This window comes from Gemmiger qucibialis (assembly GCF_027689445.1).
Taxonomy (GTDB): domain Bacteria; phylum Bacillota; class Clostridia; order Oscillospirales; family Ruminococcaceae; genus Gemmiger; species Gemmiger qucibialis.
This window is the reverse complement of sequence record NZ_JAQFEN010000009.1, coordinates 15984-28422: the sequence shown is the minus strand read 5'-3', so window position 1 is coordinate 28422 and position 12439 is coordinate 15984. Positions and strand designations below refer to the sequence as shown.

General features: G+C 58.3%; 6 protein-coding genes and 2 pseudogenes. 3 read left to right on the top strand and 5 right to left on the bottom strand.

Annotated elements, in window-relative coordinates:
* Positions 1–933 precede the first annotated feature (933 nt).
* From PG062_RS12050 to PG062_RS12040, 3 genes and pseudogenes are all read left to right on the top strand, one after another.
* Positions 934–1785: pseudogene (locus PG062_RS12050) on the top strand (DUF4253 domain-containing protein); the annotation flags it as partial.
* Positions 1786–1800: 15 nt separating this feature from the next.
* A pseudogene (locus PG062_RS12045) lies at positions 1801–2169 on the top strand (CbrC family protein); the annotation flags it as partial.
* A gap of 67 nt (positions 2170–2236) precedes the next feature.
* Positions 2237–3706 (top strand): IS1182 family transposase, encoded by a 1470-nt coding sequence (locus tag PG062_RS12040; RefSeq protein ID WP_270752470.1) that lies wholly within the window; start codon positions 2237–2239, stop codon positions 3704–3706.
* Positions 3707–3776: 70 nt separating this feature from the next.
* On the opposite strand, the gene PG062_RS12035 is transcribed toward PG062_RS12040, so the two are convergent.
* The 5 genes from PG062_RS12035 to PG062_RS12015 all read right to left on the bottom strand — a co-directional run bounded on the left by PG062_RS12035 (position 3777) and on the right by PG062_RS12015 (position 12413).
* Positions 3777–5252 (bottom strand): glycogen synthase, encoded by a 1476-nt coding sequence (locus tag PG062_RS12035; protein ID WP_333559423.1) that lies wholly within the window; start codon positions 5250–5252, stop codon positions 3777–3779.
* Between the two features lie 592 nt (positions 5253–5844).
* Positions 5845–7362 carry a DUF4127 family protein gene (locus PG062_RS12030; protein ID WP_270752468.1) on the bottom strand — a complete coding sequence of 506 codons (1518 nt, stop codon included), beginning with the start codon at positions 7360–7362 and terminating at the stop codon, positions 5845–5847.
* Positions 7363–7377: 15 nt separating this feature from the next.
* Positions 7378–8580: an AGE family epimerase/isomerase gene (locus PG062_RS12025; protein WP_256273346.1), complete on the bottom strand. Its 1203-nt coding sequence runs from the start codon at positions 8578–8580 to the stop codon at positions 7378–7380.
* A gap of 46 nt (positions 8581–8626) precedes the next feature.
* Positions 8627–11107 (bottom strand): glycoside hydrolase family 3 protein, encoded by a 2481-nt coding sequence (locus PG062_RS12020; RefSeq protein WP_270752467.1) that lies wholly within the window; start codon positions 11105–11107, stop codon positions 8627–8629.
* A 22-nt stretch (positions 11108–11129) separates the two neighbouring features.
* Complete coding sequence (locus tag PG062_RS12015) at positions 11130–12413, bottom strand: Gfo/Idh/MocA family protein (protein WP_256273348.1); 1284 nt, start codon at positions 12411–12413, stop codon at positions 11130–11132.
* Between the last annotated feature and the right edge of the window lie 26 nt (positions 12414–12439).

Sequence of the window (12439 nt, the reverse complement as noted above, 5' to 3'; positions counted from 1 at the left end):
CTGTCGTCCATACCCATGGCTTGGAACGTGTTGACCACACCAGTGCTGCTGTAGGCGTCCACATAGGCATCCCAGGCATCGCCTTGCGGGTAGGTAAGCTCTACATAGATATACACCGGCTGGCTGCCAAAGGAGATACTGAAACCATCACCCCAGGTAATAGCCTGCTGGTTTGGCTTTTGAGCATCCGGCACCGTAATCTTCCAATCATCCTGGCTGCCAGTTATCATACCGGCGCCTTCGCCTGTCCCAAAGTCATAGCTGACGGCAATGTTTTCACCCTTTGTCCATCGGAAACCTGTCAGACTGGCAGGCAGCAGGTCCTTTATATCCTTGCCCTGCAGCTTGATCTGCCCGGTCAGTCCATCCCGCGCCTGCAGTGTAATGCGGTAAATGACTTTTTCACCGCTGCTGACAGCACAGGCCTTTTTGCCGGTCGCCTTCGTTGTCGCTTCAGGCACGATCTCCTTGGTCAAATCAAAGTTCAGCACTCTACGATTATAATAGGTTGTCAGGCGGTGGGTCTGGTGGTCACCGGCCCATACGATGCCATTTATCGAATATTGGGGCACCGTGTTGGAATATACCCGCGTGAGGTAGTAAAAGCTCTGCGCATGGTCATTGCTGGTATTTTCCGTCTGATCCGCCGTGGTGTACAGCCGGATCGTGTTTGTCCAGGAGCTTGCCTCACCGGCGACTGTGATTTCATCGGCATAGGTATATGTACCGGCATTGTCACCATCACCGCTCAGCCATACCCCTTTGTAAGTTCCGGCCTTATTCAACAGATAATATGCTCTGTTATTGTAGGTTACAGTCGGCAGGTCATGAGTCCAGGAGCGGTCCTTGTTTTTGCCTGCTTCGGCCAGCAATACCTGTGCCCCGCTTGTAACATCCACAAGGGGGACGATTCCGTTTACCTTGGTACCGCGGTACCAGGCCATGGCAAAGGTGATTGAGGAACGCTTCACCAACTGGCAGGGACAGGACTTCGACGAGGACACGCTGGAGCCCTCTGAACTGACCGAGGCGTTGATGGAGTATCTGGACTGTGAATGCACCTATTTCCCCTCCATGAAGGACGATGATCCCATCATGTCGGCATACAGCTATGCCAAACGGGAAAGTGTCAAAGAAGGCTTTGTGCCGGTACTCATCAAGGCGGATGACGAAACGCTGCTGGAGTGTCTGGTGATGAACGCCGACCCGAAGAATGATGTAGACATTTACGAATTTGACCTCAAAACTGTAACGGAGTACCGGAAGAAGATGCTCTCCACCTCTGTCAAAGACGGAAAGGCGGTTTTGGAGGAATTGACCGGCCAGCGCAAGGAAGAAGCCGAGGATGACGATATGGACTGGGATGAGGAAATCCTGGGCGAGATGGAAGGCGGCTATGAGAATAACCGTATCTCCTGCTACTGGGATTCCGACACCGATATGACCCACCCTCTCATTCTGGCGAAAATTCCGGTCAAGAACCCCTGGGAGATCTTTGCCTACCTGCCCTTCGGAAACTGGAACGACTGCCCCGATACGCCGGAGCTGATGGCAGCGGCGAAATACTGGTTCGAGCAGTACGGCGCGGTGCCTGCCGCCATGAGCCACGATGAGCTGGAGTTCCTGCTCCCGGCTCCCGTCCACAAGGAGAAGGCCATGGATGCAGCGGTGGAACTGTATGGCTTCTGCCCCGATGTCATTGACCAGGGACCGGAAGACGCCACCGTAGGCGCTTTGGCTGATGTGCTGCGGCGGTCCACTGTCTGGTATCTCTGGTGGGATTGATGGGAGATTGTGACCATGAACGAATACCTGAAGCAATATATTGAACTCCAAAAGCAGTTTCGGGAGACAAAAGGAAATCCGGACAGTGTCCGCGCTCTCTATACCTTCAAGGAGAAACTGGAGCAGTCGGAAGACAAGCAGGCCAAGGAAGTGCTGGTGGATGTGTATGATCTGCTGGACTTCAAGAAGGATGCCTACGAACTGCTCTGCCAAATTGGAAATCGTTCCGATAAAAAGACTCTCAAGCGGCTGGGTACGCTGAAGGACTATGCGGAAAACTGGGGCAATCATTATGCCCTCCCCAAGCCCAAAACGCCGGAGGAAAAGCAAAAAGAGAAGGAGCGGCAGGCCCAGCTGGGCCTGCCCCAGCCTGTCGAAAAAGGCCACCTATCGGTGGTCTTTTTCTCGTATAAGGAAAGGGAATGCGGTATAATGGTGTGGGGTGATAAAAATGCTGGTAAAGAACGCAGAAAACAGAGGACAACTGGAATTTGTAAGTTTGGAAAACATGGTGCCGCAGGATCACTTGCTGCGGAAGATCGACGCAGCCATTGATTTCAAGAAGATCTACGAATTTGTAGAGGATCTGTACTGCGAGGACAACGGCCGTCCAAGCGTAGACCCGGTGGTACTGTTCAAAATTGTTCTGATCCAGCATATCTATGGGATTCCTTCGCTCCGCCGAACTCTGGAAGAAGTGAGCATGAACCTGACATACCGGTGGTTCATTGGATATCCGCTGAATGAGGCAGTGCCGCATTTTTCCACGGTGAGCTACAACTTCAAGCACCGGTTCAACCATGGCACGGTGGAGTATGTATTCCGCTGGGTGCTGAAAGCGGCGGCAGAGGAAGGGTATCTGGACACAGAAGCGATTTTTGTGGATGGAACCCATATTAAGGCAAGTGCCAATCTGAAAAAGCAGGCCAAAAAGGCGGTTCCCAAACAGGCGAAGCGGTACGCAAAAGAGTTGTTTGCTGAGGTAAACAGAGACCGGGAAGAACACGGCAAGAAGCCCTTTTCCGACGACAGCGACAAAAATCCGCCCCAGGAGAAGCAGACGAAGGAAACGGTGGTATCCACCACCGACCCGGAAAGCGGCGTGTTCCACAAGGGGGAACACAAAAAGTGCTTTGCCTACGAGGCGCACACGGCCTGCGACAAGCACAATTTTGTTCTTGGTGTTTACGTCACTCCCGGCAATGTCCACGACAGCGTAGCCTTTGATCCTTTGTATGATGAAGTGTGCAGAAACTACCCCGAGCACAAAACCGTGGTGGCGGACAGCGCCTACAAAACGCCTTGGATTTGCAAAAGGATCTTCGGGAGCGGCCACGTTCTTTCCACTTGCTATACCCGTCCCAAGACCAAAGAGAACGGCCATCCCTGGTGGATGTATGTGTATGACGAGTACTTTGATGATGTGATCTGCCCGGAGTACCGTGCGCTGCATTATTCCACCACAAACCGGGAGGGCTACCGGGAATACAAAAGCCGGGCTTATCTTTGCAAAAGCTGTCCTACCAGAGGGATATGTACCGAAAGCTCCAGGTGCGAGAAAACGGTGATGCGCCATATCTGGCAGGACTATGTGGAGATGGCGGAGCATGTCCGGTATATGCCGGTGTACAAAGAACTGTACCGGCTGCGAAAAGAGAAGATCGAGCGTGTATTTGCCGATGCGAAAGAAAGGCACGACATGCGTTACACCCAGTACAGAGGCTTGGCCCAGGTGACAAACTGGGTGAAGCTTAAATTTGCTGCCATGAATCTGAAAAAGCTGGCCACCTGGAAATGGAATGGCCGCCATCCGGCACCGGATGGCGGCAAACGGTCCAGATTGCACGAAAATGCGCCTGATATTTCACTGCTTTTTCCACCTGTCTTCTTGTTTTCAAACAGAACACCTGCTCTGGCCTGATTGCCAAAGCAGGTTTTTCTACAGGCTGAGCCCGGCCTTGGGGGCCGGGCTGGGGATAGCGGAGATCAGATCACCACGGAGTGAGCTCCAGATACAGGTCTTTGTACTGCTTGGCCGAGTTCTCCCAGGAAACATCCTTGGCCATATCCCGCTGTACCACCTCGTCCCAGTGGTAGCGGTTGAGGAAATACTCGGTCTTGGCGCGGTTGATGGCGTCCAGCAGCAGACCGGCGTCGTAGCGGTCGAAGGTGAAGCCGTTGCCGTCGCCGTTGAAGACGTTGTAGGGCTGCACGGTGTCCTTCAGGCCGCCGGTTTCCCGCACGATGGGCAGAGTGCCGTAGTGCATGGCGTTGAGCTGGGTCAGGCCGCAGGGCTCGAAGCGGGAGGGCACCAGCAAAGCGTCGGCGCCGGCGTAGATCCGGTGGGCCCGGGCCTCGTCGTACTGGATGCAGGCGCTGAACATGCCCTTGTAGGCGTTCTCGTAGTAGCGGAAGGTGTCCTCATACTGCTTGTCGCCGGTGCCCAGTACCACCACCTGGGTGTTGCCGTCCATGACCTGGGGCACGATGGCGTTGACCAGATCCAGACCCTTCTGGTTGGTCAGGCGGGAGATCAGGCCGATGACGAATTTGCCCTCGTCCTGGACCAGGCCCAGCTCCTGCTGCAGCGCCAGCTTGTTCTCGTGCTTGTGCTGCAGTACGTTGGTGATGTCGTAGTTCACCGCCAGGGCGGGGTCGGTGGCGGGGTTCCACATGCCGTAATCGATGCCGTTGACGATGCCCCGCAGCTTGTAGTTGTGGTAGCGCAGATGGTTTTCCAGCTTTTCGCCGTATTCGGCAGTCTGGATCTCCTGGGCATAGGTGCCGCTGACGGTGGTGATGCGGTCGGCGTAGGCCAGGCCGCCCTTGAGCATGTTGGCATCCTCGTAGCCCTGCTTCAGGGCGCCCATGTTGAACACCGAGTCAGGCAGGCCGGTCCAGTAGCGGATGGTGGGGATATTGTAGATGCCCTGGAACCGCAGGTTGTGGATGGTGAGCACGGTTTTGGCCCGGCCCACGGGGGAATCCTGGAACATGGTGTGCAGATACACCGGTACCAGCGCGGCCTGCCAGTCGTGGCAGTGGATGACGTCGGGAATCCAGTTCAGGAAGTTCAGAGCCGCCAGAGCAGCCTTGCTGAAGAAGCAGTATTTGGGGATGTCGTCCACCAGGCTGATGTAGGGGTTGCCGCTGGAGAAGAACTCCTGGTTGTCGATGAAGTCATAGACAACGCCGTCGCAGATGTACTCCATGATGCCTACATAGTAGTTGCGGCCGGTCTTGCCCAGATCCATGTAGAACTCGCCCCGGTATACCATCTTGTCCTGGTATTTCTGAGGGATGCAGGCGTAGCGTGGCAGGATCACCCGGACGTTGCAGTTCTGTTTGACCAGCTCACGGGGAAGGGCGTACATCACGTCGCCCAGACCGCCGGTTTTCACGAAAGGATGGCATTCCGATCCGATAAAAGCAACACTTCTGCGGGGAGAATCATAGTGCGGTTCCATAGCAACTTCCTCCTTTGGCTGAACCGATTCTTCTGCGACGGGCTTCGGCTCTTCTGCCACGGGGGTCGGTGCGGCCTTCTTGGCAGCGGGCTCGGCCTTCTTGGCAGCGGGCTCGGCCTTTTTGGCAGTGGGCTCGGCCTTGTCAGCGGCTGCAGGCTTTTTTTCTGCAGCCGCAGCAGTTTTTGCTTCTGCGGTCTGCCTCTTGGTGGACTGCGCTTTTTTCTGTGCCACAACAACTCTTCCTTTCAAATTGTATTGCGCCAATGCCCCAAGGCTGTGAAGCGACGCAAAGGCTCCTCTCCCTCGTCCCTTCCCCGGGGATGGCGGGCTGGGGGCATGGCAGCCATAGCTTCCCGGTCCCCTGGTCCTATGAGAAAACATTAGCATATTCTAGCCCGAATTTCAATCCTTGCAGGCTTTTTTCGTGGCTGTGGGCACAGATACAGAAAAATACGTGTGCAGCCACAGGCAGAACTGTGCGGAAATCTGTCTGAATGTGCGCTTGGGGCATAGGGGCGCTGGAGGGGCGCGGAGCTTTTTGCCTGAAAAAAAGCGGGCGGCAGATGCCGTCCGCTTGGGGGCTGATTTTCTTTTACATGCCCGCTTTGGAAGGTGCGGAGAGCTGGATGAAAAGCTCGATTTCAAACGGGCGATGCCAGGGAAAGGAAATTTGGCTGATTTCCACCTGTGCAGGGAGAGAAAGCCCTTTGGCCAGCCGGCACATCTGCCGTGTCACATATTTTGCAAGCAGCTGTTCCTGCCAGGAGCCGTCAAAAGAGAGCCCTTTTCGCTGCGCGTATGCAGCAACGTCCCGGCGCACCAGGCTCATATAAAGCCAATCCTCCAGAATCCGATGGCAGGTGAACAGGGCACTTTGTGTGCTATCTTTGCCGCAAAGCATTCCCTGGGCGATGCAGCAGCCGGCAGCATTGGCCGCTGTGTTCCAGCCTGCATAGGCATAGAGCGTTTTCAACAGATTTTGCTGCTGCAAAAGGTCCATCCATTCCCGGTCGGCTCCGTTTGTGACAGCCAGGTCGGCCAGAATCACAGGCTTTTTGGCGGCCAGCGCCCGCAGATTGGCGGCGAGATCGGGCAGGCATCGTTCGCCAAAAGCAGAGTGAGGGGCGGGAGATTTGGCGTCGCCCATGGCGCTTTGCCCTTCGGTGGGGGCGTTGACAACAAGGATGTAGTCGGCTTCTTGCAGGGAAAAGCAGGTTCTGCCGCCGGCCGCGGCGACCAGCCATTTGAGGTTTTCGCCCAGCGGCCGGTCTTCAAAGCGGGGAATAACCATGGGTGCGCCGGCGCTGCTGTAACAGATGTGCACCGACGGGGTTATGCCGCGGCTGTGGTTGACCGCCCGTGCCAGCAGGATGCAGCCGGCCTCATCGGCGCCGGAGTAGCTGTATATGCGGCTGCCCAGCGCGTGGCTGCGGATAGCGGCGGCGAGCTGCTGCCGCTCTGCGGCGGCCCATCCCAGGAGAGCACAGTCGTCCAGGGGAATGGTGAGAAAATCCAATACCCCCTGTTCCGCCAGAAAAATAGTTTGCAGATTCACCGCGTGGTTGGTGCTGCGCCGGCTGCAGAAATCGGAGAGGACGGAGCGCGGAATGCTCTGTTCCAGGCCGGAAAGCTCGGATTTTTCTTCGGCTGTGGCCAAATTGCGCTGGATTTTGTCCCGCAGCACTCCCACACGGAAGAGGGAGCTCCCGTGCTCGGCATAGTAGTCCGGCTCCTCGTCGGCAGAATTGTAGCAGGGCGCCCGCATGATAAGGCTGAAGGCAAAGAGCTTGACCTGGGGATATCGCGCGCGCAGATCGGCCAGAAGATGCAGGCGATCCAAACATTCCCGGGTGGTTTGATGGTGCAGCCGGGAAGGGACGATGCCGCCGTATACGAGCATATCAATCGAGATCACCGCATAGTCACAGCAGGAAAAGTTTTTTCCCAGCCATTGCGCCAGCAGCAAAAACGGGGCAGGCCGCTTTTTGCTGCCCATCAGCTCTTTGGGAGGGAGCAGCAGCTGGACATCGGTGCATTTTTCGACCATTAACGCGGGATAGAGAAAGTTGCAGGGGCGCTCATCCAATGGCAGCAGTAGGATACGGGGCATAGCCAGTCCTCCTTTTTATGGAGCGAGAATCTCGTCGATGAGCTTGTCCGCCATGGAAAGGCTGCGGGGCACGTGGAACGGGCCCTTGAAGGTGCTTCCCTTGCAGGCAGGCAGCGTGGGTTTGCCGTCCCGGCGCAGGTATCCATACCACTCCCCGTATGCAGGGTCGGCGAAGTGGTCGCGGCAATAGGCGATGGTTTTGTAGAACCAGTCCAGATAGGTTTCGTCCCGGGTGTCGCGGTAGGCCATGAGGCTGGCGATGAGGATTTCGTTGTGGGGCCACCACAGCTTCATGTCGTGTTCATAGGCTTCGGGGGGCAGCCCCATGCAGTCAATGAAATAGAGCAGACCGCCGTATTCCTGGTCCCAGCCGGCGTTGATGGCAAAACGGAACACATCCTCGGCCTTCCGGTGCAGGTCCCGGCTGCCGATGCGGTTGGCTTCCTCCATCAAAAACCAGCTGCACTCGATATCGTGGCCCGGGTTGACGACGCGCCCCGCGGAAATGTCGCTTTGAAATTCTCCGTTCATCCCCACCGATTCCAGGGTGCAGTGCAGATCGGGTTTGTGGTGGTAGGCGAAGATGTCGTGGACGCACTGGGCGGAATACTGGTCGTAGAGAGCGGCCTGTTCCGGGTCTACACGGCGCAGAACGCTGGTCATGTTCAAAAAGATCATGGGGTCGGCCAGAGCGCGCCCCTTTCGGGTTTCGGGGATGGTTTTGGGGCCAAGGCCGGTGGGGTCGGGAGCGCCGTGGTTCAGATCGTATACCAGCTGATAGGCCCGGCGGGCTCGTTCCAGGCATTTTCTGTCGCCGGTAATGCCGTAGTATTCCGCATTGGCGATGGCATAAAATTCCTCGGAAAAGCAGTACCGGCGCTGGCGCAGGGGCTTTCCGTCTGCCGTCACGGTGAAGTACATCCGGTTTCCGGCACTGCGGTTGATGCAGTGGTCTTCCATAAAATCCAGACAGGACCGGGACGCTTCCAGCCATTCCGGCCTGGTGCCGTACAGGCGGCACATGTGGGCAAAAATCCAGCCGCACCGTCCCTGCATCCAAACGCTTTTATCGGTGGAAAACACCTTGCCTTCCCGGGTCAGGCAGGTGTAGATGCCGCCGTGCTCGGGATCCATGCCGTTTTTGAGCCAAAAGTTCACAGAGGATTCAAGTTCGGTGCGAATCCAGCTTTGCCAGCTGCGCAGTTTTTCGGTATCCATTGTTGTAAAAACCTCCTTGTATGTGATTGCCGCCCTGGTTGTCTGGTCAGGGCGCTGTGGGGGCGGAGAGCCCCAGCGCCGTTTTGATGATCCGCCCGGCACAGCTGCGCAGCAGCCGGCGGTCCAGCCTGCCATCGCGGAGAGCGCACAGCAGCGCGCTGTACTCCCGCCGGTTGCCGGGCATCAACAGGTCGTTGCCGGCCTGGATGCAGCCCTCGGCGGTGCAGCGGCGGCTGGACGTGGTGTCCCAGTCGGTCATAAAGATGCCGGCAAAGCCCCATTCGCAGCGGGCGATGGCTGTGCAGAGGGCGGCACTGTTTGCCGCATGGACGCCGTTTACCAGATTGTAGCTGGTCATAATGGCACTGGGCTGGGCCGACTGTACGGCGATTTGAAAACCCCGCAGATAAATTTCGCGCAGAGCCCGTTCCGAAACCAGGCTGTTGGATTCCAGCCGTTCGGTCTCCTGGTTGTTGCAGGCAAAGTGCTTGAGGGTGACGCCGCAGCCCGGGCAGGACTGGACTCCCCGGGTGATGGCGGCCGCCATCTGGCCGGACAAAAGCGGGTCTTCGGAAAAATATTCAAAATTGCGGCCGCAGAGTGGGCTGCGGTGGATGTTCATGCCGGGCGCCAGCCAGAGGCTGACCCCAAACAGAGCCATTTCGTAGCCCACGGCGGCCCCCACTTCCTGCAAAAGGCAGGTGTTCCAGGATTGGGCCAGCATGGTTCCAATGGGAAATGCAGTGCAGTACTGGTAGTGCCGGGTGCCGCCCGGGTTGTACTCGCCGCGGGCCAGAAAGCCGTTTTCAAAGCACTGTTCCAAAGGCGGGATCAGCGGCTGCCCTTTTTGGGTGAAATAGCAGCTGGCCAGCCGCAGGCCGGCGGGCCCATCCGCCAGGACCAGAGAGGGAACCCGGATGTCCCCGCCGATTTCCTGGGTTTCGCCGGCAGACCCGGGCACGCTCACCCCGGCGGACCCCAGTTGGCTTTCGTCGTCTTTGTGCCATTGGCCCACACAGAGCCGCACCAGCGAATCATCATCCAGCTGCGAGGCGATTGCAAGGGCTTTTTCGGCGTTGGGGTCGGGGTGCGGACGAGAGCGGGCGGAGCCGAGCAGCAAGCCCGGGCGGACCGGCAGGATGGGCAGCCCCTGCTGCAGGAGTTCTTTTTCCAGAGAGCGGCGCTTTTCCAGGCAGTGCTTCATTCCGGGAGAAAACCAGTCCTGCGGTGCGTCCGGCCAGCAGAGCGAAACCTGTTCCAGTACCTCCCGCTGTTCCAGCTGTATGCCGCCAATCAGGCGGCAGCTCTGCAGCGAGTTTCCCAGCCAAAGGCCATAGGTTTTGGCGTCCAGTACCCAGCCGCCCGCCTGCGGATCAAAAGAGGCGAGAGCATCGGGAGAAAATTCCAGTGCAAGTGTCTGTTTCTGCCCGGGCGCCAGCAGGCCGGTTTTGGCAAAGGCGACCAGCCGGCGGTATTCTTTTGGCTGCAGGGCGCAGGGACAGGTGGCGTAGAGCTGCATCACCTCTTTTGCGCTCCAGCGGTCCCCGGTGTTTTGCACGGTGCAGTCCAGCACAAACCGGGGCCGGTTTCCCCGTTCCAGGCGCAGGCAGCCGGCCTGGATGGAAAACTGCGTGTAGGAAAGGCCATCTCCAAATCCAAATCGAACCGGTACGTCAAAGGTGTCAAAGTAGCGGTATCCCACAAAAATCCCCTCATGGTACCGAACGGTGCGGGGGTCAGGGGAAGGCTGCTGCATACAGAGGCAGTCCTGCAGCCGCAGCGGCCAGCAGTCGGTGAGCCGCCCGCTGGGGGACACGGCGCCGCGCAGCACGTCGGCCAGGGCGTTTCCGCCTTCCATGCCGGGCTGTGAGAGCAGCAGCACGGCATGGATCCGGGGCAGCTCGTCCAAAACCGAAAGGTCCACGATGCCGCCGGTGTTCAGCACCAGAATGACAGAGGGATAAAAGCTGCACAGACTGCGCAGGTCCTGCATTTCCCATTTCGAGAGCAGATAGTCGCCGGGCTCGTTTTTGCGGTCTGCCCCTTCTCCCGAGGACCGGCTCAATACATACAGTGCAGCATCGCAGGCCGCTTTGGCAGGCGCACAGGCGGGAGCCTGAAAGGGCGTGTTGACATACGCGGCAAAAAAGTGGGGCTGCTGGCCGGTTTCCAGCTGTTCCCAGACGCGGTCCCGCCATTTGCTGCGGGCCTGGCGATAGATGGTGTCACAGTGCTGCAGCCAGGCTTCGTTGGCGATCTGAAAGCCGGCGGCGTACAGGCCGTCGCGGATGGAAACGGTTTCCCGGGCGTTTACATCTCCCGATCCGGTCCCGCCCTTCAGGGTGTGCAGAGCGCCTGTGCCGTAGAGGGCAATGCGGCAGCCGGAGGGCAGAGGAAGCGTGTGGTTTTCGTTTTTCAAAAGGATTATGCCTTCCTCCGCAGCCCGGCGGGCAAGGGCGCGGTGCACTTCTTCGTAGGGGCGGGGGGAGCAATCGGTGCAGCGGGGCAGGTGACGAACACATGGCATGGGGAATACCTCCGGGGAAAAATCAGGTGCGGCGGGCAAACTGAAGCAGGTCGATGCAGGCGCCGCCCTCCAGCCGTGAACGCTCGGCAGCAAGCGCCATGATATGGCTGTCGATGGAAACGTCCACCGAGGTGAGCGAGGCGGGGTCTTCCCGCTGGAAAAGTGCGGCCAGGGCGTCCATCATCCGGTCATCGCCGCCGCCGTGCCCGGCAAAGCGGTCGGTGAGCTTGTCCAGCTCGATGATCTGCTCGGGCTGCCCAAAGCGGCGCAGCATCACGCGGTTGCGGAGCATGTCGATCTCCAGCTCTCCCAGCGAGCCCATGGCGCGCATGGTGCGGCAGCATTCCTGGGTGAAGGCGGTCACGGTGAAGGTGGCGCAGACGCCGTTGGCAAACTGCATGTTCACACACTGGTGGTCGGCCACATCGTTGTCACAGGCGTAGACACAGCGCCCGTAGGGCCCCTTTTCCAGAGCGGCGCGGATGCTGTCCGGCGTGGGCGTTTCGCTCAGCACCGAGCAGGGCCAGCCGGCATTGCCGCCGAGAATGCCGGTCTTTTCATTTTCCATGTAGATGCGCACAGCGCTGTACGGGCAGCGGGTGGATAGGGCACAGCGGGTGCAGCGGTCGTCCGCGCCTTCGGGGGCGCTTTCAGCGCGAAAAACAGACAGGCCGCCGTTGGAGGAGAGGGATATACAGGCGCTGCCGGCAAACCAGCGCAGCAGGTCCAGGTCGTGGCAGCTTTTTGCCAGAATCATGGGGCTGGAATCCTCCTCGCGGCGCCAGTTGCCCCGCACATAGCTGTGGGCAAAATGCCAGTAGGCCACATTTTCGATCAGATCCATGTGGATGAGCCGGCCGATCTCTCCGGATTCCAGCAGCCGTTTCACAGTGGAGAAAATCTGAGTGTAGCGCAGCACATGGGCCACGGTGACGATCCGGCCGCAGCGGTGCGCCGCTTGCTGCAGTGCCAGACATTCCTGCAAAAGGGGAGAGATGGGCTTTTCGAGCAGCAGGTGATACCCTTTTTCCAGGGCGGGAAGTGCCAGCCGCACATGGTCGCGGTCCTGGGTGGCGATGACAGCCACATCCCCCAGACGGGGCTGCTGCAGGAGGGATTCCATGGTTTCGTAGCACTGGCTGTCCGAAAGGCCCAGGTCCCGCTGCACATCCCGGCGGCGGATGGGGTTGGGTTCGGCGATGGCGGTCACCTGCATTTTGTCGGGGTTGCGCTTGGCATAGGAGGCGTATACCTCATATCCCCGCACACCCAGACCGCCGATGACGATTTTGATGGGAAGATCCATTATAATACCTCTTTCTTTTTTATATG

What these genes read in the sequence shown, in the direction of transcription:
- PG062_RS12025 (WP_256273346.1), bottom strand. Translation starts at nt 8,580, where the DNA reads ATGGATACCGAAAAACTGCGCAGCTGGCAAAGCTGGATTCGCACCGAA.
- PG062_RS12030 (WP_270752468.1), bottom strand. Translation starts at nt 7,362, where the DNA reads ATGCCCCGTATCCTACTGCTGCCATTGGATGAGCGCCCCTGCAACTTT.
- PG062_RS12015 (WP_256273348.1), bottom strand. Translation starts at nt 12,413, where the DNA reads ATGGATCTTCCCATCAAAATCGTCATCGGCGGTCTGGGTGTGCGGGGA.
- PG062_RS12020 (WP_270752467.1), bottom strand. Translation starts at nt 11,107, where the DNA reads ATGCCATGTGTTCGTCACCTGCCCCGCTGCACCGATTGCTCCCCCCGC.
- PG062_RS12040 (WP_270752470.1), top strand. Translation starts at nt 2,237, where the DNA reads ATGCTGGTAAAGAACGCAGAAAACAGAGGACAACTGGAATTTGTAAGT.
- PG062_RS12035 (WP_333559423.1), bottom strand. Translation starts at nt 5,252, where the DNA reads ATGGAACCGCACTATGATTCTCCCCGCAGAAGTGTTGCTTTTATCGGA.